The 25,310-nt window shown below is 45.4% G+C and carries 22 protein-coding genes; 14 read left to right on the forward strand and 8 right to left on the reverse strand.

The window, feature by feature from the left end:
- Nucleotides 1-4 precede the first annotated feature (4 nt).
- The 6 genes from K429_RS0106380 to K429_RS0106405 all read right to left on the reverse strand — a co-directional run bounded on the left by K429_RS0106380 (nt 5) and on the right by K429_RS0106405 (nt 6,563).
- On the reverse strand, nt 5-529 hold the full coding sequence (locus tag K429_RS0106380; protein ID WP_025726391.1) for an RICIN domain-containing protein: 525 nt from the start codon (nt 527-529) through the stop codon (nt 5-7).
- Nucleotides 526-1,389, reverse strand: coding sequence for an SDR family NAD(P)-dependent oxidoreductase (locus tag K429_RS0106385; protein WP_025726392.1), 864 nt, complete (start codon nt 1,387-1,389; stop codon nt 526-528). The genes K429_RS0106380 and K429_RS0106385 overlap by 4 nt, the downstream gene beginning before the upstream one ends.
- A 315-nt stretch (nt 1,390-1,704) precedes the next feature.
- The gene (locus K429_RS0106390) at nt 1,705-2,250 is read right to left on the reverse strand and encodes a GNAT family N-acetyltransferase (RefSeq protein ID WP_025726393.1); all 546 of its coding nucleotides are present in this window, start codon (nt 2,248-2,250) and stop codon (nt 1,705-1,707) included.
- 233 nt (nt 2,251-2,483) lie between these two features.
- Nucleotides 2,484-4,052 carry an ATP-binding protein gene (locus tag K429_RS0106395; protein WP_025726394.1) on the reverse strand — a complete coding sequence of 523 codons (1,569 nt, stop codon included), beginning with the start codon at nt 4,050-4,052 and terminating at the stop codon, nt 2,484-2,486.
- A gap of 87 nt (nt 4,053-4,139) precedes the next feature.
- Complete coding sequence (locus K429_RS0106400) at nt 4,140-6,251, reverse strand: BT4734/BF3469 family protein (RefSeq protein WP_025726395.1); 2,112 nt, start codon at nt 6,249-6,251, stop codon at nt 4,140-4,142.
- Between the two features lie 81 nt (nt 6,252-6,332).
- Nucleotides 6,333-6,563, reverse strand: coding sequence for a DUF4248 domain-containing protein (locus K429_RS0106405; protein WP_025726396.1), 231 nt, complete (start codon nt 6,561-6,563; stop codon nt 6,333-6,335).
- Nucleotides 6,564-6,749: 186 nt separating this feature from the next.
- Between K429_RS0106405 and K429_RS0106410 the strand changes: the two genes are divergently transcribed.
- The 14 genes from K429_RS0106410 (at nt 6,750) to K429_RS0106475 (ending at nt 21,564) form a co-directional block, all read left to right on the forward strand.
- The gene (locus tag K429_RS0106410; RefSeq protein WP_025726397.1) at nt 6,750-7,208 is read left to right on the forward strand and encodes an HU family DNA-binding protein; all 459 of its coding nucleotides are present in this window, start codon (nt 6,750-6,752) and stop codon (nt 7,206-7,208) included.
- A 36-nt stretch (nt 7,209-7,244) separates the two neighbouring features.
- The gene (locus K429_RS30215; RefSeq protein WP_022210678.1) at nt 7,245-7,340 is read left to right on the forward strand and encodes a smalltalk protein; all 96 of its coding nucleotides are present in this window, start codon (nt 7,245-7,247) and stop codon (nt 7,338-7,340) included.
- A 9-nt stretch (nt 7,341-7,349) separates the two neighbouring features.
- Entirely contained in the window at nt 7,350-7,742 is a 393-nt protein-coding gene (locus tag K429_RS28495) for an N-acetylmuramoyl-L-alanine amidase (protein ID WP_044096390.1), read from the forward strand.
- A 131-nt stretch (nt 7,743-7,873) separates the two neighbouring features.
- Complete coding sequence (locus K429_RS0106425) at nt 7,874-9,442, forward strand: hypothetical protein (protein WP_025726398.1); 1,569 nt, start codon at nt 7,874-7,876, stop codon at nt 9,440-9,442.
- A gap of 64 nt (nt 9,443-9,506) precedes the next feature.
- Nucleotides 9,507-9,998: a PaaI family thioesterase gene (locus K429_RS0106430; protein WP_025726399.1), complete on the forward strand. Its 492-nt coding sequence runs from the start codon at nt 9,507-9,509 to the stop codon at nt 9,996-9,998.
- Between the two features lie 494 nt (nt 9,999-10,492).
- Nucleotides 10,493-11,347, forward strand: a complete 855-nt coding sequence (gene hisG / locus K429_RS0106435; RefSeq protein ID WP_025726400.1) for an ATP phosphoribosyltransferase — start codon at nt 10,493-10,495, stop codon at nt 11,345-11,347.
- Between the two features lie 259 nt (nt 11,348-11,606).
- Nucleotides 11,607-12,887, forward strand: coding sequence for a histidinol dehydrogenase (gene hisD / locus K429_RS0106440; RefSeq protein WP_025726401.1), 1,281 nt, complete (start codon nt 11,607-11,609; stop codon nt 12,885-12,887).
- Between the two features lie 102 nt (nt 12,888-12,989).
- Nucleotides 12,990-14,027 carry a histidinol-phosphate transaminase gene (gene hisC / locus K429_RS0106445; RefSeq protein ID WP_022210685.1) on the forward strand — a complete coding sequence of 346 codons (1,038 nt, stop codon included), beginning with the start codon at nt 12,990-12,992 and terminating at the stop codon, nt 14,025-14,027.
- Nucleotides 14,020-15,171 (forward strand): bifunctional histidinol-phosphatase/imidazoleglycerol-phosphate dehydratase HisB, encoded by a 1,152-nt coding sequence (hisB, locus tag K429_RS0106450; protein WP_022210686.1) that lies wholly within the window; start codon nt 14,020-14,022, stop codon nt 15,169-15,171. Before hisC ends, hisB begins: the two co-directional genes overlap by 8 nt.
- A 100-nt stretch (nt 15,172-15,271) precedes the next feature.
- Nucleotides 15,272-16,552, forward strand: coding sequence for an AAA family ATPase (locus K429_RS0106455; RefSeq protein WP_025726402.1), 1,281 nt, complete (start codon nt 15,272-15,274; stop codon nt 16,550-16,552).
- Complete coding sequence (locus tag K429_RS29365) at nt 16,542-17,141, forward strand: hypothetical protein (protein WP_052340632.1); 600 nt, start codon at nt 16,542-16,544, stop codon at nt 17,139-17,141. Before K429_RS0106455 ends, K429_RS29365 begins: the two co-directional genes overlap by 11 nt.
- 123 nt (nt 17,142-17,264) lie before the next feature.
- Entirely contained in the window at nt 17,265-18,758 is a 1,494-nt protein-coding gene (locus K429_RS0106465; RefSeq protein ID WP_007214511.1) for a TolC family protein, read from the forward strand.
- 134 nt (nt 18,759-18,892) lie between these two features.
- On the forward strand, nt 18,893-20,254 hold the full coding sequence (locus K429_RS0106470) for a sigma-54 dependent transcriptional regulator (protein ID WP_025726404.1): 1,362 nt from the start codon (nt 18,893-18,895) through the stop codon (nt 20,252-20,254).
- A complete protein-coding gene (locus K429_RS0106475) occupies nt 20,251-21,564 on the forward strand; it encodes a PAS domain-containing sensor histidine kinase (protein ID WP_007214509.1) in 1,314 nt (437 codons plus the stop codon). The genes K429_RS0106470 and K429_RS0106475 overlap by 4 nt, the downstream gene beginning before the upstream one ends.
- Here K429_RS0106475 and aspD read toward each other — a convergent pair.
- The gene (gene aspD, locus K429_RS0106480; RefSeq protein WP_025726405.1) at nt 21,551-23,173 is read right to left on the reverse strand and encodes an aspartate 4-decarboxylase; all 1,623 of its coding nucleotides are present in this window, start codon (nt 23,171-23,173) and stop codon (nt 21,551-21,553) included. The two genes, K429_RS0106475 and aspD, sit on opposite strands and share 14 nt — an antisense overlap.
- 295 nt (nt 23,174-23,468) lie before the next feature.
- Nucleotides 23,469-25,163, reverse strand: a complete 1,695-nt coding sequence (gene aspT, locus K429_RS0106485) for an aspartate-alanine antiporter (RefSeq protein ID WP_022210688.1) — start codon at nt 25,161-25,163, stop codon at nt 23,469-23,471.
- Nucleotides 25,164-25,310 lie beyond the last annotated feature (147 nt).

A 25,310-nucleotide genomic window follows, 5' to 3' on the forward strand; every position in this document is an offset into this window, starting at 1 on the left:
CACACTATATAATAGGATTTTGACGTATCAACTTCCACCGCTGATTGTCCGAATCCTGTTTCGGCATAAGAATTATATCTGAATTGTTCTCATCAGAGGTAATGGTCAGATACAGTTCGGAATCTTTTAATCGTATCAAATAAGTTTCATTCGGCTGTTTGATGAACTCCCAATATTGAAAATGACTTCCACCTAATGTTTGTTGCCACAGGTTTACACCCGGTTCGGGGGGTGCTGACGGTTCGAAGGTTTTTTGCGTATAAAGATTTTTAAGCAGGTACGCATAATCTTCCAATTCGATGAGTTGCCATGTGATGCATTCCCAATTATTATGATTGTAAAGAATGATCTTTGTGCCTTCATCGTTTCCTGCATTATGTACTCTGATATCCTTGCCAGTACCGACGTTCTGGATAGCATAAGTATTCGCATAATTCCGTTTCTTTTTGACGTCTTTATAAATTCGCGGAGCAAAGATTATGGCTGAAAGTACTATCAGGATAAGTAGTGCGATAAGGGTTGCTTTCATAAATATGGTTTTATTATGTTCATACTGTAATCCCAAACTATCTGTTCGTTTTGGGGCGAATAAAATTTATCACTGGGCTTTTCTTCGCCTTTCAATCCGTAATATTTACCGGTAATGCCTTCCAAATCGGGAGAGGTTGCGGCATAAATGCTGCTGGTTGCTCCTTCTGCTGCTGTTTTCATAAGCGGCCTCCAAAGAAAGTATATGATTTTAGTAGTCAATGACTTTGTGGATTCACGCCCAAGACTAGATGTTGCAGAAGCCGGGTGTACGGTATTGAACGTGATATTGCCGATACCTGCCTTTGCCATTTCAGATACAAAGTGCCTCATTATCCAGATCACATATAGCTTCGATAGGCCGTATGCTTTGCCCATAGAATAATTATTTTTCAATTCAATATCGCTGAGAGTAGGTTTACCAGCCATTTTATGTGCTGCCGAGGCAACAGTTACTACCCTTGCTGACGGACTTTTCTTTAGAAGGGGCAACAGAAGGATAGTCAGTAGGTGCGGAGCGAAAACATTGATGGACATTGTTTTCTCATGTTCCTCAGCCGTTGTTTCTCTTTTGCCCGTAAACTGTGCTCCGGCATTATTCACAAGTACGTCCAAGCGGTCGTATTTCTGCTTGATATTATCTGCAAAACGTTTGATTTCAGCAAGTGATAGAAAATCGGCAACCAGATACTCTATATTGTTATTGCCCGATTTCGTCTTGACCTCTTCGTATGCTGATTTGGTTTTCTGAGGATTACGACCGTGCATGATGATCGTATGTCCTTGCTTTGCAAGAGCTTTGGCGGTTTCTTTACCGATACCGTCTGATGCTCCTGTAATGAGAATGACTTTGTTATCCATTTTGTTATACTTTAAATTTATTGATCTATTATTCTTTACCTCAAATATTCATATTCCCATCAACATAGAAATGATGAATTGTTTCATTTGAAATATGATAGGCAAAGATATGGGGCATCATTTAATAGATGACTAAACAAAACGGGGATAGTTCTATACAAAACGAAGTAATACAGATGATTTACACTTTTGCTGTGAGATAGTGATATAATGACGGCGAAAGATTTGAAAAATAGGACGGTATTTTCCAAATCTTTCGCCGCTTTTTTAAATCTTTCCGCCAACTTTCCGGAGGATATTTCCTTGCTTTTATTCCTATATGTCTTTTATCATATGGATTGTAGTGGCGGTATGTCCGGAATTGCCTAACCGTGACTCTAAATGCCGGAAGTCTTTACGTTCGTATAGGGAGACTGCATTTTGAAATTGAGGAAATGATTCGATATAGAGTTGCTTATATCCACTTTCTTTGGCTTTCTCTTCGACCATATTGAGCAGGGTAGAACCTACTTTCTTCCCTCTGAGCAAAGGAGAAAGGTAGAACTTAACTATTTCGGCACAATCCGTATCTAATCCTTCTGTCGGATAAAAACCGCAACCTCCTACTATGCTGCTATTGTATTCCACAACCCAATACCCGGCTCGGGGATGTTGGTAGAAACTTTGGAACAATCTGTCCGTCAGCGGGTCACTATATACACTTTCTGTTTTAGGCGCATCAAATTCTTCAAAGACTTTGCGTATTAGGGCAGCTATTTCCTTATTATCTTTTTCTTCGATAGGACGAATGGTGATGGTCTCCGTTATAGGACCGTTTACAACATGAATGATTCGGATGTTACTGTTTATTTCTTGAGTCATTTTTGATGTGTCATTAATGATTGAACTCACGAAATTACGGAATTAATGCTAAAGTAAAATACAACATGATAGTTTTTTTATAAGATCAGTTAGGTAGAGTTAGGTTACTTTTAAAACTTTCGTGAGAAAGAATAAAAATAGAAAGTAATTACTTTCTGAAATTTAAGTGTATAGGGGAAGTTGTAAAAGTAACCTAACCTGACCTAACTGCTAATAATATTTAGACTGATAACCTACATCACATTTAGCCAACGGCTGATATTACGCTCTTCCGCACTGAACTCTACTCCAAGTTTTATCACTTCACGTCCGTCAGCCTGATAAGGAATCAGATAACCTTTGTCTTCAATCTGTTGCAGGGCTTCTTCGGCTGTACCGTTCAGTTTGAATTCAAAGACGTAAATGTATTTAGGGGTTTTTACTACGGCATCTGCACGTCCTGTAGCACTTTCAACTTCTGCTTGGGTGAACTGTCCCATCAGTTTGAAAACCAAATAGAAAACGACTTGGTAATGACGTTCGGTCTTCGCGTTCAGTTGATAGGGGAAATCGGCAAAGAAGGCTTGTAGGCGGGTGAGGAAGGCATTGTAATCGCCTGCACGTAACTCTTGCACAAATTTACCGATATAAAACCCCTGGTCGCTGTTTGTCATTGAAGTATAGAATGGTACCAGAAAATTGATGAAACTGTAACGAACTTCATCGTTTGGGAACAGCAACAAATAGTTGCCGAATTCCTTGTCATAATCCTTTATAGTAAGATAACCACTCTGATAAATCAACGGAATCGGATTATTGGCTTCTACACGATACTCAGAGAACATAGAAGCCGGAGCTTCGATGCCATCAAGTAAGATACGAAGGTCATATTCTGACTTCCGCAGCATTTCAACCAGAAAAGTCGGGGTTCCTGTCTGAAACCAGTAATCTCCTAATTCCCGTTTACTGAAAGCATTCAACAAGCTGAAAGGATTAAAGACTCCGTCTCCTTTTGGATGAAAGTGATAGCCATCATATTGACGTGCCATTTTGTCTACGGTTTCTTCTGCAGACAGCTTGTTGACCCTACCGAATTCTTCTATCTCGGGCGTAAAGGTTTCAACCAACTCTGTCCGGGTGATGCCACATACTGTGGCATAAGAATAATCAAGGCTGATATCATTCAGTTGATTCAGATCGCTGAACACACTGACTTGCGAGAATTTAGTAACTCCCGTAAGGAAAGCAAAACGCAGGTAGCGGTCGGCACTTTTCAGTACGCCGTAAAAAGCTTTTAGAGTTTTGCGATAATCTTCCAGTAGGGCATCATTATCGAGGGCTTGCAACAGAGGTTTGTCGTACTCGTCCACTAAGACCACTACACCACAACCTGCCTGTTCGTAGGCGCGTTCTATGACATATGCAAAGCGTTCTTCGGGGCTACGATCCTTTTTTTCATTTCCGTACACTGCTTCCCATTTTTCCAATGCTTGGTTGAGCATCGCTATCAGGTCAGCTGGAGTTTCATATTTTTTGGCATTCAAATCCAGATGTAGTACGGGAAATTTCTTCCATTCCGTTTCCATCTTCTCAATGGCAAGTCCTTCAAAGTGTTCCTTCTGGCCTTTGAAGTAAGTCTCAAAAGTGGACAGAAGTAGACTCTTGCCAAAACGGCGCGGACGACTCAGGAAATAAGGCTTGCCTGTATTGGCAATACGCCAAACAAGCGCAGTCTTATCCACATATAGATAATTGCCTTGGCGGATATCCGCAAAAGTTTGTATTCCGATAGGAAGCTTGCGCAGCAATGCATTATATTCCATAAACACACATTTTTTCTTTTATAGCTTCAAAGATAATTATTATTTTTCAAAATTGTTCGTTTTGGCACAGTTTTGATTTAGCTTGCGTCACTGATACAACTGGTTATTCCTCACACTCTCCGCTTCCAGAAGTATTACCTCGTAGCGCCTCATATTCTTGCTTGTAACATACTGGAAGCCATATTTGGTGAGAATCTTCCCTAACAGGATTTTTCCGGCATGGTTATATTGATAGCCGGTTCTATTTCTGATTTCTTCCGCTATTTCGCTCACCGTCATATACTTGAAGCTTTCGAAGCGCTCCGGTTTGCGAAAGTGTGTCAGTAGCATTTCCTCTTCGGGAGTCTGAAAGATGAAAGGCTTGTTGTTGCGCTCTATCTCATCATTTTCATCGGCTTCGAACCAGTAGCGATAGCCGGTGTCCAGCAGATGCTTGATTTGAGCGTAGAGCTGTGGGTAGTCGATTTCGTAGCGGTCTATCTTTTCGATTTCATAGCAGAGGAAGCGGCGGTTGCCGGTAGGATCGTACAACACTTGCGGGTAGTTGCAGGTACCGGCAAAGGATGCCCAGTGGGGCAGGTTCAGAGTATGGCGGGCATAAGGCAGGCGGATGCTGATAAACTTCCGGGTGATAAGATCCTTCAGCAGACTGAGTTCGTGCCCCGTCATACCCTCGAACTCATCGAAGTTGATGAGCATAAATTCCGCCATGCGGGAGAGGTCGTCCTTGTTTCCGGCGGAGATGATGCCGGTGCTGAGATAATCGGTTCGTAAGTCATTTGACAGAATTTTGTTGATGAAAGTCGTTTTTCCCAGGTTCTGCTTGCTGCATAGCAGGAGGCAAAGGTGGTTCACTACCTCTTCTTGCGTGGCGGCGGCTACCATACCTACCAGAAAATGCCTGAAACCTTTCAGCCAGAATTCTCTTTGGGCAGGGATGGTGTGGACACTTTCGGCAAGGCGGCCGATGTGGTCGATACCGTCCCATTGAGGCAGGTGATTCATATACTCGCGGATGGGATGGTAGGAGAAACTGAAATCGGAGTAGATCAGGTTCTTCATGTTCTTGACGCTGCAAGGATAACCGGCTTCGTTCAGCTCCATCCAGATGCTGTTACTTACCATGTCATCTAGCATGACGAAATCCTCTTCACCCTTTTTGCGACATTCCATGCGGTGCTTCATCTGGTTGTAGCGCGTTTCGTAATGACTGTTGATATACTGTCCGATGCGGAGGAAGTTCCATTGCGAGGTTCTCAACTTACGTGTGTTAAATTCGTCCGTATGCTGATAGGCACTGTCCGTCAGGGAATCTATTTCTTCGGGCGGCATATCGGTGAAGTTGAGGCGCAGGAAAGGGGTGACTTCTTCTTTGGGGATGCCGTAAGCATTGTATGTGCAGGTTAGCCGGAACAGATAGTTGTTGCGGTTGCCTTCTTCGTACTTGTTTTTGTGATCGTGATAGTAAAGAAGGAGGGCGAGCAGGGAACGACTTTCGCTTTGAGGATAAGAGATGTTGTCCGAAGGCTTTTGGTACGGAGGCTTTTCTGTAGTTGTTCCTGAAGACTTTTTCCGTCCGGGAGTTTTCTTTTTCTTTTCTCTGAGAGGGCGGTTGAGATCGACGATGAGAACTTGCGGATTAGGGTTCAGATAGATGTTCTCATCGTGAGGCAGATAGCAGATACGCGTCATGTCTTTGCCCGATTCGTCGATGTCCGTTTGGCAAAGCTCTTCGTAGAGTGCGGCAACCTGGTCGTAGGCATGCGCATGGTAGTTGCGGACTTCTTCGGGAGATTGCGGCAGGGTGCCATCGGGCAGACTGGTGATTGTGGTCAGTTTGTAACCGTTGCCCTTCGGACTGGTAAAGCTGATGTGGGTATGCGGATTTCCGGTGACTGCCTTTGAGATGCGTGCCAGTTCTTCGGGGGATTTCTTGTCGAGGTCGAGGACGATTTCTCCGTTGTACTCACTGAGTTTGTCGTATCGGCGTCCACCGGTGAAGCGGGCGGAGAAGGTGACGGAGGGAAGTTCTCCTTTTATGGAATCGGCGGTTGCGATGTCATTGGCAGTGATATGCTGTCGGATGTCAAGAGTCATGTGTGCCAGTTTTTCATCGTGGCGGATGAGGTTGGCCACTTCTTCGTCGGTTACTTCGGCGCAGGGTGGTTGTTTTTTGTTTTGATAATATGAATACTTCATTGTTTGTATAAATTTTGTTGCAAATTAACAGATGTGTCCGATAACAGGAAATAACTTTTGGCTTTTCGCGTAAAGTTAAGTTTAAGGTTCGCCCAGGTAGTCGACTATTACTTTTACTTGGCGGGGCGTGAAAATGTGGTTCCGGTCCTGATAACCCAAATGAATCAGTTCTGCGTGAAGTTCGGCGTTGTGGAGTATCCAGCGGCGAAGTACTTGGGTGGCGTTTTTAAGGGTTAGTTGTGGATTGTAAAGATGAGCCAGTTCCGATTTTGTGTAACTGCGCACTGTGAAAGTGCTTTTTTCTTCTTTCATTTTCTTGTATTTATTGATTCTTAATGTGACGTAAATTTACTAAAAATAAACGGTTGGTGAAAGCTTTGGGACGTGTTTGTTTCAATAATATTCGTAAAGCTTCATTGGCGACTGAGGGGTATCTGCCATCCGGTAGATTTGCAATGTAAATCGGTGATTTACATTCACTTTAAAAATTTAATTGATATGGCAACATCCATGAATTATTCAGTGGTGGCTCGTAAAAATCCTTCCAAGAAGAGTGAGCCCGCAAAGTATTATGCCCTGGCGCAGGCTTCGGGCGAGTTGGACTTCGACGAAATGTGCGAAGCGATAACCGGACGTACCACGTGTACGGAAACTGATGTACGTGCTGCACTGGCGGGCATCATCTATGAGGCGAAGCGTGCCCTGAAAGCGGGGCGCATTGTCAGGTTGGGAGATCTGGGATCTATGCAGATGGGCGTCAGCAGTAAGGGTGCAGAAAAGGCGGAAGATTTCACGCTATCCATGATTAAGAAATCACGTATCAACTTCCGTCCCGGCAAGGGGCTGACGGACATCACGAAGACGATGGCGTACACACGTGTGGTGACGCGAAGCATGCAGTCATCCGAATCGGGTGGTTCTGCTGATGGAGGGATTGAAGAAAATCCGTTGGGATAGAATCACTAAATATTAAATCACTAAAAACTGATCGTTATGAAGAAGATTACTTGGGACACTGTTTTGAAAGTTGTTATTGCGATGGCTTCTGCTTTATTGGGGGCGTTGAGTGCACATGCTATGACGATATAAATGGTAGTTATGAGGAAGATTGATCTGATTATTATTCACTGTTCCGCCACAAGGGCGGACAGTGATTTCAGTGCGCAGGACGTGGATACGGCGCACCGTTACAGGGGCTTTTCATCGTGGGGGTATCACTATTATATCCGAAAGTCGGGACAGGTGGAGTTGATGAGGTCGGAAGATGTGCCCGGAGCGCATGCCCGTGGATACAATGCGAATAGTCTTGGAGTATGTTATGAGGGCGGTCTGGATGTGAACGGACGTCCAGCCGACACGCGGACTTTACGGCAGAAAGAGGCCATGCACCGACTGATAGCCAATCTGTTGCAGAGTTATCCGGAGGCGCGGGTGGTGGGGCACCGGGATTTGAGTCCTGATAAAAACTACAACGGCATTGTAGATCCCTGAGAAAGGACGAAAGAGTGTCCTTGTTTTGAAGTAAAAGCGGAGGCGTGGGAGTAAAAAAACTCCCCGCCTTTTTTTGTGCGTGTCGAAGTATTGTTATATTTGTGGCAACATATTGAAAAACACTATTGGATATGAGACACCGATTTATCTCTGAGGGATGTAAAATATTTGGTTTGCTTCTTCTATTGGCAGCCGGTTCGGCTGCACTTCGCGCCCAGGATCAGCCGGGCATTAAAAACATACGTACGGTGGTGTATGAGCCGCTATTGAAGGACACTACGTGGGTGACCGGTAAGGTGGTGGATTATATTACATTCGTGAAGTACGACAGCAAAGGCCGTAAGATGGTAGAGAACAGGCTGAAGCCGGACGGCAGTCCGCACGGTAAACTGGTGTATGTGTATAACTCTGCCGGACAGGTGTCGCGCGAGATTTATGCAACTGCGGATGAAGGAGTCAGCGATTGTTGGGGCTATACGTATGATGAAAAAGGACGGCTGAATTGCATTGCCTATATGAACGGACAGGAAGATACACTCCAGATTACTTCTGCCTTGTACGATGAAGCGGGAAAGATGTTGAAAATCTACTCCAAAGACTATGTGAAAAAGAGGTCATCGGGCAGACAAGTGCTGTACAATGAGGATGGAACGCCGGAGAAGATTATCCTGATGGGTGGTCCGGATGAAAAGATGGAACGCGTGGGAGAATACCTGATTGGAAAGGGGGATACACTGACGCTGAAAAGAAGGGGTGCACTACAGTTAGGTAAGATGCGGGTGGTGAAAGATGATAATCAGAAGAATCCGATTCGGAAGATAGATGAAGCGGGTAACTGGACAGAGCGTTTTGAAGGTTGCAATGCTTCAGGAGAACCGAATTTCATTATCCGCAGAGATATAGAGTATGCAGGCGGTGGAAATGACTGGGAGAAAATACCCGTGCGCGGTAAAGTGAAGAAGGTACAGCAAAGGTCGTACGTTGCCATCGCCAAAGGTCCGCAGGCGGTGGATAAGGGAGAGAAGAAAGGGCAGTTCTTCGTTTACGAGTTTGGTGAAAACGGACGGAAAGTAAAAGAGGAACGGTTCACGGAAGCGGGAGTATGTCGGGAAAAGATTCAGTATGAATATGATGAGAATGGGAATTTGTCGAAAGAAAGCCATTATACACCGGCGGGTGTGCTGACGGTAAACAAGAATTATGGATACGATAAGGAAGGGCGCCTCAAGCACTGTTCAATACTGGATGGTAAGGGTGAAATTATGCAGCGGGATGTGTATCGCTATGACATAGAAGGTAATATGGTACAGGAAGTCGGTTACCTGACGAATGGAACAAAATGTAGTGAGTTCCGTTATATATATGATTCCTATGGGCAGCAAATAGAGCGGAAAGTGCTGTTGCAACCCGAAGGATCTGATCCGGTTGGCTCTGTTCGGAGAGGCTATAATTTTCAGGGACGTGTAGTGTTCGAGGAATATTTTTCACCGGATGGTACATCTCAAAGCCAGCATACGTATCGGTACAATACCAAAGGGGAACTGATTTCCGGAACAGAGCGTCCGGAAGGGCAAACCGAAGAAGTGAAATACGTCTATAAATTCCATAATGACAACCAAGGAAACTGGAAAATCAGAATCAAGTATATAGACGATGTGCCGGTGGTGTACGAAGAACGTGAATATACATATTATAATTAATCCGCGTTCGTCCGCTTTATCCGCGTCGTCCGCGTACCCATTAAAAAAATAAAAACGAAATTGTATGAAGAAGATTATTAACCCATGGAAAGATTTGGAAGGATACAATTGTTTCGGTTGTGCTCCCAATAATGAGTCCGGTGTGAAAATGGAGTTTTACGAGGATGGAGACGAAGTGGTGAGCATCTGGAAGCCGCGTCCGGAGTATCAAGGTTGGCTGAATACGTTGCATGGTGGCATTCAGTCGGTGTTGCTGGATGAAATTTGCGGATGGGTGGTAGTGCGTAAGTTGCAGACAAGTGGGGTGACTTCGAAGATGGAAACCCGTTTTCGTAAACCGGTATCGACTAAAGACTCGCATGTCGTGTTGCGGGCTTCCATACGCGAGCAGAAGCGGAATATTGTGATTATTGACGCGAAACTTTATAATGAGGCGGGAGAGGTGTGCTCGGAGGCGGTATGCACTTACTTCACTTTCCCGAAGGAGAAGGCGGAGCAGGAAATGCACTTTCATCACTGCGATGTGGAGAAGGAGGAGATTCTGCCGCTGATTTAAGTTTGCTCACTATTGGAGGGTTATGAATAAAGTGTGATAAAGTGGTAGGGTGATAAAGTGATAGTGGGATAACGCTCTGTGATATATAGCGCAGCCACTTTATCACCCTATCACCTTACCACCTTATCACTCTTTTATTCCTTTCTTTCCCATAATAAATTGATCTGTGCAAATCAGTGTAATTTGTAACGTAAACTAAGAAAATGATAGGAAAATGAAACTTTTTGTGATAAATCTTTGGAAGTTTCAAACGGATAGTTTACTTTTGTCGCATCAAACAAAAGAATTGTATGAAAAATATTGTTGCACATCATCACCATCATCATTACCTGACGAATAATCGGTAGGCGTATGATTGTATGTGCATAATGAATAAACATATAAATGACGAGGCTTGCCGGATAGTGGCAAGCCTCGTTTTTTGTTTTCAAGAGTTTAGTTAAGTCTAGTTTAGTTTTTGTGAGTAGTTAAATCGTAAAATTATAAATAAGATTATGTTATTAAGAATTGCAGTACAAGCTAAAGGTCGTCTTTATGACGAGACAATGTCATTTCTGGGAGAGTCGGATATCAAATTGAATGCAGTGAAACGTTCACTGCTGGTACAATCGTCTAATTTTCCTGTAGAGGTATTATTTTTGCGTGATGATGATATTCCGCAGTCGGTGGCAACAGGCGTGGCGGATATAGGTATCGTAGGCGAGAATGAATATGTGGAGAAGAATGAAAATGCAGAGATTGTAAAGCGTCTCGGATTCAGCAAATGCCGTTTGTCACTGGCAATTCCGAAGGATATCGAATATCCGGGTGTGCAGTGGTTTGAAGGACGGAAGATTGCGACGTCGTATCCGGGTATTCTTAGCACATTCCTGAAAACACAGAATGTGAGTGCGGAGATACACGTGATTACGGGTTCGGTAGAAGTGGCACCGGGCATCGGACTGGCGGACGCGATTTTTGATATTGTTAGTTCGGGTTCTACGTTGGTGAGTAACCGGTTGAGAGAAGTGGAAGTGGTGATGAAATCGGAAGCACTGCTGATTGGTAACAGGAATCTGTGCGACGAGAAAAAAGAAATCCTGAAAGAGTTGCTTTTCCGTATGGATGCTGTGAAGACGGCGGAAGATAAGAAGTATGTGCTGATGAATGCACCGAAGGAACAGTTGGAAGAGATTATCCAGGTGCTTCCGGGTATGAAGAGTCCGACGGTGATGCCGTTGGCACAGGAGGGCTGGTGCTCAGTACATACGGTGCTGGATGAAAAGTGCTTCTGGGAGATTATCGGAAAGCTGAAGTCGCTGGGGGCAGAAGGAATTTTGGTGCTGCCGATTGAAAAAATGATATTGTGATGTACTTTTCTTTTGTCTTGAGACAAAAGAAAAGATACCAAAAGAAAAACTCAAGGCTGCACTTCCGGAGCTACTCCGGTAGCATTTTCAGCTAAAGGGCAGGAACTCGCTACGCTCAAACAGCCTGCCCTTCTTGACGCTGAAAATACGACCTGCGTTTGACGCTCCTACAGTGAGGCCGGGGGACCATTCGGGGTGATGGTGTAGGGGTGATAGTGTAGGAAGGATGGTGTAGAATGAATATTAAAAATGAAATGATATGAAATTAATAAATAATCCGGATAGATCACAGTGGGCGGAGATACTGAAACGTCCGGTGATGAATACTGAGAATCTGTTCGATACGGTGCGGGGGATTATAGACCGCGTGAAGTCGGACGGTGACCGTGCGGTGCTGGAGATGGAGGCGAAGTTTGATAAGGCGGAGCTGACATCGCTGGCGGTGACGGAGGCGGAACTGAAAGAAGCGGAGACGCTGGTGGATGAAAAGCTGAAGGCGGCTATCCGCCTGGCTAAACAGAATATTGAGACTTTTCATGCTGCACAGCGCTTTGAAGGCAAGAAGGTGGAAACCATGCCGGGCGTGACGTGCTGGCAAAAGGCGGTGGCTATTGAAAAGGTGGGATTGTATATTCCCGGAGGAACAGCTCCTCTGTTCTCTACGGTGCTGATGCTGGCTGTGCCTGCAAAGATTGCGGGTTGTAAGGAGATTGTGCTTTGCACACCGCCGGATAAAGAAGGAAGGGTGCATCCTGCTATTCTTTTTGCTGCACAGGTGGCAGGGGTGAATCGGATATTCAAGGCAGGTGGCGTACAGGCTATTGCTTCGATGGCTTACGGAACGGAAAGCGTGCCGAAGGTTTACAAAATATTCGGTCCGGGAAACCAGTATGTGACAGCAGCGAAACAGTTGGTCAGTCTGCGTGATGTGGCGATTGATATGCCTGCTGGTCCGTCGGAAGTGGAAGTGCTGGCGGATGAAACAGCGAATCCGGTATTTGTAGCTGCGGACCTGCTGAGCCAGGCAGAACACGGTGTGGATAGTCAGGCAATGCTGATTACCACTTCGGAGGTTTTGCAACAAGCTGTGAAAGAGGAGGTGGAACGTCAGTTGGAACTTCTGCCCCGTAAGGAAATTGCGGAGAAATCTCTTGCCAACAGCAAGCTTATTGTGGTGAAAGATATGGAAGAGGCCATCGAACTGACGAACGAATATGCGCCCGAACACCTGATTGTGGAAACTGCGGACTATATGCAGGTGGCAGAACGTGTGGTGAATGCGGGCTCCGTTTTCTTGGGATCGCTCTCACCGGAAAGTGCGGGAGACTATGCTTCGGGAACGAATCATACCTTGCCGACAAATGGGTATGCAAAAGCTTATAGTGGTGTGAGCCTGGATAGTTTTATCCGCAAGATTACGTTCCAGGAAATCCGTCAGGAAGGTATGAAGAATATCGGCCCTGCCATTGAAGAGATGGCGGCGAACGAACATCTGGATGCGCATAAAAATGCGGTAACAGTGAGATTAAAAACAATATAGAATACAAATTACACGAATTACACGAATTACACGAATAAGGGTAAAGATGAAATTTGTGTAATTCGCGTAATTAGTCTTCAATACTTTATCATATTATAGATCATGAAAACATTGCAAGAACTGACCCGTCCGAATATCTGGAAGCTGAAACCTTATTCTTCGGCACGTGATGAATATAAAGGTGTAACGGCATCGGTATTTCTCGATGCGAACGAGAATCCGTACAACCTGCCGCACAACCGCTATCCCGACCCGATGCAGTGGGAACTGAAAACGGAACTTTCCAAGATAAAGAAGGTGTCTCCCGAGCATATTTTCCTGGGCAATGGTAGCGACGAAGCTATCGACTTGGTTTTCCGTGCTTTCTGTGAGCCGGGAGTGGACAATGTGGTGGCTATCGATCCCACTTACGGCATGTATCAGGTATGTGCTGATGTGAATAATGTGGAGTATCGCAAAGTCTTGCTCGACGAGCATTTTCAATTCTCGGCAGACAAGTTGCTGGCAGCTGCGGATGAACGGACGAAGCTGATTTTCCTGTGCTCGCCTAATAATCCTACCGGAAACGATCTGTTGCGCAGTGAGATAGAGAAGTTGCTGCGTGAGTTTGAAGGGCTGGTGATACTGGATGAGGCGTACAGTGACTTTTCAGAATCCCCGTCGTTCTTGCTGGATTTAGATAAATATCCGAATCTTGTTGTGTTCCAGACTTTTTCTAAAGCATGGGGCTGTGCGGCTATCCGCCTGGGAATGGCGTTTGCTTCTACGGAAATCATCGGTATCCTGAGTAAGATAAAGTACCCTTATAATGTGAACCAACTGACTCAGAAACAGGCAATAGAGATGTTGCATAAGTACTATGAGATAGAGCGTTGGGTGAAGAGGCTGAAAGAGGAACGCGAGAATTTGGAGAAACGTTTTTCTGAACTGCCGTTGACGGTGAAAGTATTTCCGTCTGATGCCAATTTCTTCCTGGCACGGGTGACGGATGCGGTGAAAATCTATAATTATCTGGTAGGAGAGGGGATCATCGTCCGCAACCGTAATTCTATATCGCTTTGTGGCAACTGCCTGCGTGTGACGGTAGGAACGAGGATGGAGAATGATAAACTGATAGAAGCATTGAAAAGCTATGAGTAAGAAAGTATTATTTATAGACCGTGACGGGACTTTGGTGATTGAACCGCCCGTAGATTACCAGTTGGATTCGCTGGAAAAGTTGGAGTTTTATCCCAAAGTGATGCGTAACCTCGGCTTCATCCGTAGCAAATTGGATTTCGAGTTTGCGATGGTGACCAATCAGGATGGGTTGGGCACGGCATCTTTCCCGGAAGAAACTTTCTGGCCTGCGCATAACCTGATGATGAAGACGCTGGAGGGTGAAGGGATTACGTTTGATGAAATCTTCATCGACCGTAGTATGCCGGAAGATATGGCGCCTACCCGGAAGCCGCGCACAGGGATGTTGACGAAGTATCTGAATAATCCGGAGTACGATCTTGCCGGAAGTTTCGTTATCGGTGATCGCCCTACGGATGTGGAACTGGCTAAGAATCTGGGTTGCCGGGCCATTTATTTGCAGGATGATACTACATTACTGAAACCGGAATCAGAAGGTGGAACTGCTGCCTGCGAAGGTTTGGAAGATGTATGTGCCCTTGTCACGAAAGATTGGGATAAAGTTGCCGAATTTCTTTTTGCCGGAGAACGCAAAGCGGAAGTACGTCGCACAACAAAGGAAACGGATATTTTCGTGTCTCTGAATCTGGATGGTAACGGTATCTGCGACATTCATACCGGACTGGGCTTCTTCGACCACATGCTGGAGCAAATAGGTAAGCATGGCGGTCTGGATCTGACAATCCATGTGAAAGGTGATTTGGAAGTGGATGAGCATCACACCATAGAAGATACTGCGATTGCATTAGGCGATTGCATCTATCAGGCATTGGGCAACAAGCGTGGCATCGAGCGTTATGGCTATGCCCTGACGATGGACGACTGCCTTTGCCAGGTTTGCCTGGATTTCGGTGGACGCCCCTGGCTGGTATGGGATGCAGAATTCAATCGTGAAAAGATTGGTGAGATGCCGACAGAAATGTTCCTGCATTTCTTTAAATCCCTGAGCGATGCCGCCAAGATGAATCTGAATGTCAAAGCGGAAGGCCAGAACGAGCACCATAAGATAGAAGGCATTTTCAAAGCGCTGGCCCGCGCTATAAAGATGGCGGTGAAGAGGGATATCTATCACTTTGAATTGCCAAGTTCGAAGGGAGTGCTTTAATATTTAATTCTTTTTTCTCACTGCTATAACCGGATAATTTCATAACTTTGTCAAATAGATATAGAAAATAAAATCTAAGGGCATTAAGAGTTATATTGGAATGGCGCATCTGATTATTAAAAATATTGGCCCCATAAATGAAGTGGAATTTGATTTGAATAAAATCAATATCTTCATGGGGCCGCAAAGCTGTGGAAAAAGTACAATTGCTAAGATTGTAAGCTATTGTGCGTGGCTGGAGAAACGCGTATCTCTGGAACAGTCCTTCGTAAAATACAAAGATGATAAATTTGTGGAACGTTTAATTTCGTTTCATAAAATGGAAGGATATATCCGCGAAGATTCATATCTGGAGTATGAATCGGATGTTTATAAGGTGGTATATAAAGGTTTGGGAACTTCTCCGGATTTTGAACTGAAAAGTACGAGATGGGGGTACAAACTGGAGAAAATAGCCTATATACCGGCTGAGAGAAATATCATTTCCGTGCTGCCACAGTGGAGTACTATAAAGATGTCGGACACCAGTACTGCAAACTTCATGGAGGACTGGGGGAATATGCGCGAACTATTCACAGCTGACAGACCCTTGAATATCCTTTCTCTGGGGGTTAAATACTATTATGATAAATCAAGTAATAAAGATTATATCCGTTTGGATAATGGAACGCAGATTCAATTGTTTTCTTCTTCAAGTGGAGTGCAATCGGTAGTTCCGCTATTATTGCTTTGCCATACGCTTCTGAATGATGATTTGAGAGATGAACTGGATTCTCATGTGTCTTTTGATAATAAGGTGATCTACGAAGAGCTAAAAGAAATTATTTATCGTGATAGATTCCGTGTAAATGTAAGGAGGAATCCGGATATAGATGCTGCTTCGGAAACTTTCCATGAAGGTGAGGGCGTAAATGAGCATTTCAGAGTTTTTCGACCGGGAGAAAAAGATTTGTTTTATCAGACTGTTGATCATTTTACCAAAACTCAGTGTTGCGATCTGATTATAGAAGAGCCTGAAGAGAACTTATTCCCTGATATACAACAAGACTTTACATACTATATCATTCGTGAAATCCTGAAGAAAGAAGGGCATAAATTATTGATCACCACACATAGTCCTTATATACTTTTTGCATTGAATAATTGTTTGATGGGGAAATTGGTGGAAAAGAATATTCCGAATGAAAAGAGAAAGGAATATCCTTCGAGCAATGCGTGGATAGATCCTAAGTTAGTTTCAATCTATGAGATTCACGAAGGTGCTTTGAAGTGCATTCAGGATAAGGATGGCATCTTGGAAGATAACTATTTGAACCAGGCTTATAAAATGAATTCTACAGAGTATTTGTCATTGCTTAATTATTACGAGGATGAAGAATAGAATCTGTGGAGTTTATTCGTTGTGTGAGGTGGCTACTACTGAAGCAAAGGAACTTCATATCGTTGATTTTACAGAACGAACCATGTCTGCCAGAAAAGTGGAAATACATACAAAAATCCCTTTTATTCCCGAAACTACGACAGAAATGGATGGTCTGACATTGAATAATGCAACATCGTTGTCTGTTGATCATGTTATTTTTGATGATTGCCAATTTAAGGATGATAAAGGATTGCAAATAGAACATTGTGAATGTTGTCTTTTTCCTTCGTCCGGTAATGAGGGATGCTGGATTATGTTTGTTGAGATAAAGGACTGCAAACCTAAGAATATTGCAGTTTATAAGGAAAAGTGTAAATCCCAGTTAGTTTCTACTATTCAGGATTTTAGAAAGCATAATTTGATTTCAGACACGAATAAGGTACATGCCGTAATTTCTTTTCCCCGCCGGAATAAAACTGCTTTTAATGAAATGATAGTAGGAGATTTGATTGAACAGACCCGTTTATTCAAGGAACATAAGATCTATTTTGTAGCAACAAATAAGATGGCAATAAGAGATTATCAGATACTGGAGCCTGTTTTGTAAAAAGAAGATGTCCATTTCTGAACATCCCCACTGTCCGATAATGAACACCCACCCCTGCCCAGAAGCATCCTGACGCTTTGGCACGCTCTTTGCTTTTCTGTTTACAACTATTTTTTGATAAACATGAAAAGGAATATTTTACTCGCAGCTTGGATGCTATTTCCGTTCGCCGCTTTTGCACAGAACGATACATTGACAAACGAACGTGAACGTCTCATCACTTTAAATGAAGCGATAGCTTTGGCACGTACCCAGTCAGTGGATGCCGCCGTAGCGCTGAATGAATTGAAGACTTCATACTGGGAATATCGTACTTTCCGTGCCGACCTGTTACCGGAAGTGAATCTGAACGGTACTTTACCCAATTACAATAAATCTTACAGCAGATATCAAAACTCGGATGGTTCCTACTCATTCGTGCGTAACAATACGCTGGGACTTTCCGGAACGCTCTCCATAGACCAGAACTTATGGTTTACGGGCGGTAAACTGTCACTGGCTTCTTCTCTTGAATATATCAAGCAATTAGGATCCGGAGGAGATAAACGGTTTATGTCCGTCCCCGTCAGCCTGGAATTGTCGCAACCTATTTTCGGAGTGAACAATCTGAAGTGGAACCGTCGTATCGAACCGGTGAGATATGCAGAAGCAAAAGCTGCCTTTATCACTGCTACGGAACAGGTAACGATGAAGACAATCACTTATTTTTTCAATCTGCTGCTGGCAAAAGAAAATTTGAAAACTGCTCACCAGAATAAAGTGAATGCCGACCGCCTCTATGAAGTAGCAGTGGCAAAGCGCAAGATGGGGCAGATTTCTGAAAATGACCTGTTGCAGTTGAAACTGAATGCTTTGCAAGGTAAGGCGGATGTGACGGAAGCGGAGAGTAACCTGAATGCGAAAATGTTCCAGTTGCGTTCGTTCCTCGGTTTGTCGGAAGACGAGAATCTGAATCCGATGTTGCCGAATTCTGCACCGGATATGAAGATGGAATATAATCTTGTATTGAGCAAGGCTCTGGATCGGAACTCGTTTGCACAGAATATCCGTCGTCGCCAGTTGGAAGCGGACTATGAAGTAGCTACGGCTCGCGGCAATTTGCGCAGCATCGACTTGTTTGCCAGTGTGGGTTATACAGGGCAGGATCGTGATTTGACTTCCGCTTACAAGGGGCTGCTTGATAATCAGATTGTGCAGGTAGGTGTGAAAGTACCTATCTTGGACTGGGGAAAACGCCGAGGAAAAGTACGTGTGGCAAAGAGTAATCGTGAAGTGGTGCTTTCCAGAATCCGGCAGGAACAGATGGACTTCAATCAGGATATTTTCCTGCTCGTAGCGAACTTCAATAATCAGGCACAACAATTGGGCATTGCACAGGAAGCTGACGGCATTGCCGAGAAACGTTATAAAACCAGTGTGGAAACCTTTATGATCGGACAAATCAGTACGCTGGACCTGAACGACGCACAGAAATCAAAAGATGAAGCAAGGCAGAAACATATTTCCGAGCTCTATTATTATTGGTACTATTTCTATCAAATCCGCAGTCTGACACTTTGGGATTTTGAACGGAATTGTGAACTGGAGGCGGATTTTGAAGAAATTGTGAGAGACTGAGTTTGAGTTATGAGTTATGAATAATAACTTATAACTCATAACCGTTTTTCGCTTGTTATTGAAAAAAACAGTGTTATTCTGTGCTTTCTGTGTGAAATCGTTTATTTTTGCAAACCATAAAACAACGAAACCTTATGATACTGATAATCGACGATGATAGTGCCGTACGTTCTTCCCTCAGTTTTATGCTGAAACGTGCAGGATATGAAGCGCAAACTGTTCCCGGACCGCGCGAAGCAATGGATGTGGTGCGTGCCGAGGCACCTGCCCTCATTTTGATGGACATGAACTTCACCCTTTCCACAACGGGAGAAGAGGGGTTGACTTTGCTGAAACAAGTGAAAATATTCCGCCCCGATGTACCTGTTATCCTGATGACGGCGTGGGGAAGTATACAACTTGCCGTGCAGGGTATGCAGGCGGGCGCGTTCGACTTTATCACGAAGCCGTGGAACAATGCCGCTTTGCTGCAACGTATCGAGACAGCCCTTGAACTGACTGCCGTCCCAAAAGATGCACCGGAAGAACAGAGCGAGACGCTGAACCGCAGCCATATCATCGGAAAATCTCAGGGATTGATGGAAGTGCTGAATACGGTGGCACGCATTGCGCGTACCAATGCCTCGGTACTGATTACCGGTGAGAGTGGAACAGGTAAGGAGTTGATTGCCGAAGCCATCCACATCAACAGCCAGCGGGTGAAACAGCCGTTTGTAAAGGTCAACCTGGGCGGTATTTCGCAGAGCCTTTTTGAAAGCGAAATGTTCGGCCATAAGAAAGGTGCTTTTACGGATGCGACAACAGACCGTGTAGGGCGCTTTGAACTTGCCAACAAGGGTACTATCTTTCTGGATGAAATCGGTGACCTCGATCCTTCCTGTCAGGTGAAACTGCTCCGTGTATTACAGGATCAGACGTTTGAAGTGCTGGGTGACAGCCGTCCCCGCAAGACGGATATCCGGGTGGTATCCGCCACCAATGCCGACCTCCGCAAGATGGTATCGGAACGTACATTCCGCGAAGATTTGTTTTATCGTATCAACCTGATAACCGTTAAGTTGCCATCCCTTCGCGAACGCCGTGAAGATATTCCTTTGCTGGCACGCCACTTTGCCGACCGCCAGGCAGAGCTTAACGGACTGCCCCGTACGGAATTCTCGGCAGATGCCTTGAACTTCCTTTCCCGCTTGCCTTATCCGGGAAATATTCGTGAATTGAAGAATCTGGTAGAGCGTACGATCCTCGTCAGCGGAAAGCCGACGCTGGATGCTTCGGATTTTGACGCACAATATCTGCGTCCTAATGAACCGGTGAAGGCTTCGGACGCATCGTCTCTGGCAGGCATGACGCTGGATGAAATAGAGCGTCAGACTATTTTGCAGGCGCTCGCTCGCCATAAGGGAAATCTCAGTCAGGTAGCTATGACGCTCGGCATCAGTCGTGCCGCGCTCTATCGCCGACTGGAAAAGTTTAATATAACAGTCACAGAAAAGTGAGAATAAAGTTCTATTTCTCCATACTTGTCCTTTTCCTTCTGGGTTTAGGTGGTGTGCTTCTCTACTTGGCAAAGGGGATGAAGCCGTTGCACCTCTACATTGTAGAGGGAATCATTGCATTTATCCTGGTGTTCCTGTTTATCTTCTACCGTAAGATTGTGAAACCGATGAATATTATCGGCAGCGGTATGGAATTGCTGCGCGAACAGGATTTCAGCAGCAGGCTTAGCAAAGTAGGGCAATACGAGGCGGACCGCATTGTAAATGTGTTCAACCGTATGATGGAGCAATTGAAGAACGAACGTTTGCGTCTGCGCGAGCAAAACCATTTTCTGGACTTGCTTATCCAGGCTTCACCGATGGGAGTTGTCATTACCACACTGAACGGTGAAATATCCCAGCTTAATCCGATGGGATTGAAGATGATGGGAGTACGCCTGGAAGAGATTATGGGAAAGAAAATTGAGAATATAGACTCTCCTTTGGCTGAAGAACTGGCGAATATCTCAAAAGATCAGACGGCAGTGGTGCGTCTGAATGACTCGAATATCTATAAATGTACCCATTCCTCCTTTATCGACAGAGGTTTTCATCATCCTTTCTATCTGATAGAGAAGATGACGGACGAGGTGATGCGTGCTGAAAAGAAAGCGTATGAGAAGGTGATCCGCATGATTGCCCACGAGGTGAATAATACAACGGCGGGTATTACATCTACCCTCGATACCGTGGAGCAAGCCCTTTCCACCGAAGAGGATATGGAGGATATCTGCGATGTAATGCGCGTTTGCACCGAGCGTTGCTTCTCTATGAGCCGCTTTATCACCCGTTTTGCCGATGTCGTGAAGATTCCTGAGCCCGCCTTGGTTACGGGCAAACTGAATGAACTGGCTTCCATGTGTAAACGCTTTATGGAGGGTATGTGCAACGACCGGAATATCCTTCTCTGGCTGGAATGTGATCCGAAGTTGGAACCGGTACGCTTTGATGCGGCACTCTTGGAACAGGTATTGGTGAATATTATCAAGAATGCTGCGGAAAGCATAGAGCATGCACCCGAAGGAACGATCCAGCAGGGTAGGGTTGTAGTCCGTACAATCGCTCCTACCACGATTGAAGTGGTAGATAATGGCCCCGGTATAACAAAAGAGACTGAAGCAAAGCTCTTCAGTCCCTTCTTTTCCACCAAACCGAACGGGCAGGGAATCGGTCTGGTGTTTATTCGCGAGGTGCTTACCCGTCATGGGTGTACGTTCTCTTTGCGTACGTACAGTGATGGGTTGACACGGTTCCGCATTATTTTTCCGTAGTCTTTTTCCATGCCTTTGCGTATTCGTCAAGAATCCGCTTGATGCCCTGGCCGATGACCACATAGTCCTTTTCGTTCAGGTTGGCAAGCGAGGCGCGTATGCTCCATTCCGGACCATCGAAACCACCGCCGTTCAGCAGGACGAGAGACGTTTCTTTCGCCAGGCGGAATACGACGTTCAGCGGGCTGTAGGTACGTTTCAGGTATTCTACGAAATCATCTCCATAGAATTTCTTTGCCCATACCAGCATGTCGATCTCTGTATAATATCCTACGCGGAGCGGGTCTTTTATCAATGTGAATCCCGTATTATCCCACAAGGCATGCAGACGCTTTTCAATGATTTCCATCATCTTCAGTTTATATTTGTTTTCCTTATCCAGCAGGGCGAAGGAAGCGAATAAACTCATTTGCATCTGTTGGGGCAATGACAGGCCGGCGGTATGGTTCAGTGCAACCTGTCGGCTGTCGGCTACCATGCGGTCGATGAACTTCATTTTTTCGGGATGCAGAGTCAGACTTGAGTAACGGCGGTTCAGTGCATTGCGTTTATCTTCCGGCAGGCGGGCGATTTGCTTGTCGTAGATGTTGTCTTCGTGCAGGGCGATGACGGCATCACGCCAACCGGTAGCTCCGAAATATTTGGAGAAGGAATAGACACAAAGCGTATTGTGCGGCAGTTCGGCCATGAATGAGCGGAAGTGTGGGCTGAATGTGCCGTATACATCATCCGTGATAACCATCAGGTTGGGGTTATCATTCTTTACGATATCAACAATGCGTGCCATCGTCTCCGGGCTGAGGGCGTAACTGGGTGGATTGCTGGGATTGGTTACGAAGAGCGCTTTGATGGCGGGATCTTTCAAGCGGTCGATGTCCTTGTCATTGTATTGCCAGAGGTGGAATCCGTCGTCCGTCATGCGGTCGGCATGTAGTTCTATCATGTTGAACTGGTAGCGACTTAGTTGCGGAATTTCAATGTAGGGGGTGAAAGCGGGTACCATCAGGGCGATGCCGTCACCTTTATCCAGCAGGAAGTTCTCTTGGAGGGAGTCGAAGAGGTAACACATGGCGGCGGTTCCGCCTTCGGTGGCAAAGAGGTCGAATGTGCCGCGTGGAGGGCGGTTATCGCACATTTCTTGCGACAGGTAATCTTGCACCAGTATTTCGGTGAAGTGCAGGATGCGATCGGGCACAGGATACTGGTCGCCGATGACGGCTTCTGCCCATTCATGTACCAGGGAGTCGGGATCGGCGGCATGTTGCATTAACAGGTAGTTATAGGTTTGCTCCAGGAGCTTGGCACCGTGGGCGGCGTTGTTCTTTTTGAGGAAGGCTTCGAAGCGGGAGGCAATGCCTGCTTTTTGCGGGATGCCGGCGATGCCTTCGGGGAGGTTCATGACGCGACGACATTCTTCCAGTCCGAACTGTCCCAGGAGGAAGAAGGCTTCGCGAGGGGTGGTAGCTATCCAGTTAGGGTTACCGCGTCCTGCGTTCAGCATCGTGCGGGCAGTTTTCTTCAGGCTTTCATCGGCCATATCGATCAATTGGTTTTTCAGCTCGAATGGGCTGATCGTTTCCATTTTCTTTTCTAAGTTTTTGGTATCCATATCGTTAAGTTTTAATTGTTATCATATAATCTTTTGGTTCAATAAACTAATCCTGGGAGTGTGATAAACTAACTCTCGGGATGCAAGAATCTATTTTCGGAAATGCATAAAATTATTCATACCATAATTGTTTTTGTATCTTACAACAGATGTATTACTTTCTTACGATAGATATATTTCTTTCTTACAATAGCTGTTGTAAGAATAATAATATGCATTCTGAAGATTAATTCTTCGCATCGCGGCGATTAGTTTCTTGCATACGGTATATCAGTTGTATGCTATATCCGCCGGGTTAAATCAGCAGTACGATGACGACACCCCATATTATTAATAAGGTGTTGCCCACAGCATACGTTACCGTATACCCCAGTGCAGGCGTTTCACTTTCCACTGCATCTTGTATTGCTCCCAGTGCGGCTGTCGTTGTACGTGCTCCGGCACAGCATCCCAGTGTTATTGCAGGGTGGAACTTGAAGACGTACTTACCCAGTAGTAAACCGATGATTAACGGCAGGGTAGTGGCTATGGCACCTACAATGAATAAACTGAGCCCGACATCCCGGAAACCCTGTACGAAACTCGGTCCGGCAGCTATTCCCACTACAGCGATGAACATATTCAGCCCTACATTATTCAGTACCCACAGGGAAGCTTCGGGAATACGTCCGAACGTAGGATGCTTGCTGCGCAGCCAACCGAAGAATAATCCGGCTATCAATGCGCCACCACTCGTACTCAGACTGATGGGGACACCACCGATGTGGATGGATAATGCACCGAACAAACCACCTATCAGAATTCCTAATCCTACGAATATCATATCCGTTTGGTGGGTAGGCCGATCCACATATCCTATTTGTACAGCGGCACTTTCCACTTCTTGCTTGGTACCCACTACTTCGATGACGTCGCCGGCATCCAATTTGGTCTGTGCCAATACGGGTATTTCAATTCCCGCACGCTTGATGCTGCGGATGCTGACGCCATGCATGAATTTGTGCCGGCGGATATTTGCCACTGTCTTTCCGGCGAACGTTTTCTTTGTGACCGTGACAGGTAACGTCTCTGCCGGGAAATCGAGCAATTGTGCGTCCTGTATTTCATTGCCTATCCAGTCCTCTTCGCCGATAACGAATTCACGGCGTCCGCTGAGAACGACTTCGTCTCCTATATTCAATACGGTATTCGGGGATACATCCCGAACGACTCCTTGCTTACGCAGGCGCTCTACGAACAGGCGTTTGCCATCTTTCTGGAAGTACATTTCCAAGTCTATCACCCGACGGCCTTGCTTGAACCATTCGTTTTCTATCTTGTAGGCGCGGAAGGTTACGGGGCGTGCGGCGTGCATGAAGCCCGGTTCGTCTGCCTCGGAACTACCCATTTTGGCTTCCAGTTCTTTGCAGGCAGCTTTTACTTTCTCCAGTCCGCCCAATAGTTTGGGACCGAGGGAGGAGAGTACCCAGGCTGAGCCTGCCGTACCGAAAACGTAAGTCACTGCATAAGATACGGGGATGATATTGATATAACTTTGGCGTTGCGCTTCGTCCAGTCCCATGTTTGCCATGGTGTCTTCGGCTACTCCGATGACGGCGGAGATGGTTTGCGAACCTGCCAGTAATCCGGCGGCTTCACCGGGATTGTAGCCCATCACGAGGGCGAGAAGCCAGGTTACCACCAATACCGATACACACATTAGCACGGCAAAGCCTACCTGGGGAAGTCCATCTTTTTTCAGTCCACGGAAGAACTGCGGCCCTACTTTATACCCGACGGCGAACAGAAAGAGAAGAAAGAACACGGATTTGATGGGGCCTGGTACGTCGATCTTCAACTGTCCTACCAATACGCCTACAAGCAATACGCTTGTGACCGTCCCCAAGCTGAACTTCCCGATGCGTAGCTTGCCAAGCCAGAACCCCAGAAACAGGGTGAGGAATATGGCAAGTTCGGGGCGCTCCCTGAGCTGGTTTATTATCCATTCCATAATTAAGTTGTTTAGGTTATTAATTGGTTTTCGATGCTTTTCGCGTCGTTTAAGATATATACAACAGCCTGCAAAAGGAAGTGTTTCGTGCAAAAGTGGTTTTTTAGAACATTTATTCAGTAAAACTGAACTTTCTAAAATAGTTTT

It is taken from the genome of Bacteroides sp. 14(A), assembly GCF_000526555.1.
GTDB classification, from domain to species: domain Bacteria; phylum Bacteroidota; class Bacteroidia; order Bacteroidales; family Bacteroidaceae; genus Bacteroides; species Bacteroides cellulosilyticus.

Coding starts and splice junctions, on each gene's coding strand:
- K429_RS0106410 (WP_025726397.1), top strand. CDS start 6,750: ATGGCAACATCCATGAATTATTCAGTGGTGGCTCGTAAAAATCCTTCC.
- K429_RS0106385 (WP_025726392.1), bottom strand. CDS start 1,389: ATGGATAACAAAGTCATTCTCATTACAGGAGCATCAGACGGTATCGGT.
- K429_RS0106465 (WP_007214511.1), top strand. CDS start 17,265: ATGAAAAGGAATATTTTACTCGCAGCTTGGATGCTATTTCCGTTCGCC.
- K429_RS0106470 (WP_025726404.1), top strand. CDS start 18,893: ATGATACTGATAATCGACGATGATAGTGCCGTACGTTCTTCCCTCAGT.
- K429_RS30215 (WP_022210678.1), top strand. CDS start 7,245: ATGAAGAAGATTACTTGGGACACTGTTTTGAAAGTTGTTATTGCGATG.
- K429_RS0106425 (WP_025726398.1), top strand. CDS start 7,874: ATGAGACACCGATTTATCTCTGAGGGATGTAAAATATTTGGTTTGCTT.
- K429_RS29365 (WP_052340632.1), top strand. CDS start 16,542: ATGAAGAATAGAATCTGTGGAGTTTATTCGTTGTGTGAGGTGGCTACT.
- hisC (WP_022210685.1), top strand. CDS start 12,990: ATGAAAACATTGCAAGAACTGACCCGTCCGAATATCTGGAAGCTGAAA.
- aspD (WP_025726405.1), bottom strand. CDS start 23,173: ATGGATACCAAAAACTTAGAAAAGAAAATGGAAACGATCAGCCCATTC.
- K429_RS0106455 (WP_025726402.1), top strand. CDS start 15,272: ATGGCGCATCTGATTATTAAAAATATTGGCCCCATAAATGAAGTGGAA.
- hisD (WP_025726401.1), top strand. CDS start 11,607: ATGAAATTAATAAATAATCCGGATAGATCACAGTGGGCGGAGATACTG.
- hisG (WP_025726400.1), top strand. CDS start 10,493: ATGTTATTAAGAATTGCAGTACAAGCTAAAGGTCGTCTTTATGACGAG.
- aspT (WP_022210688.1), bottom strand. CDS start 25,163: ATGGAATGGATAATAAACCAGCTCAGGGAGCGCCCCGAACTTGCCATA.
- K429_RS0106400 (WP_025726395.1), bottom strand. CDS start 6,251: ATGAAGTATTCATATTATCAAAACAAAAAACAACCACCCTGCGCCGAA.
- K429_RS0106380 (WP_025726391.1), bottom strand. CDS start 529: ATGAAAGCAACCCTTATCGCACTACTTATCCTGATAGTACTTTCAGCC.
- K429_RS0106430 (WP_025726399.1), top strand. CDS start 9,507: ATGAAGAAGATTATTAACCCATGGAAAGATTTGGAAGGATACAATTGT.
- K429_RS0106395 (WP_025726394.1), bottom strand. CDS start 4,052: ATGGAATATAATGCATTGCTGCGCAAGCTTCCTATCGGAATACAAACT.
- K429_RS28495 (WP_044096390.1), top strand. CDS start 7,350: ATGAGGAAGATTGATCTGATTATTATTCACTGTTCCGCCACAAGGGCG.
- K429_RS0106405 (WP_025726396.1), bottom strand. CDS start 6,563: ATGAAAGAAGAAAAAAGCACTTTCACAGTGCGCAGTTACACAAAATCG.
- hisB (WP_022210686.1), top strand. CDS start 14,020: ATGAGTAAGAAAGTATTATTTATAGACCGTGACGGGACTTTGGTGATT.
- K429_RS0106390 (WP_025726393.1), bottom strand. CDS start 2,250: ATGACTCAAGAAATAAACAGTAACATCCGAATCATTCATGTTGTAAAC.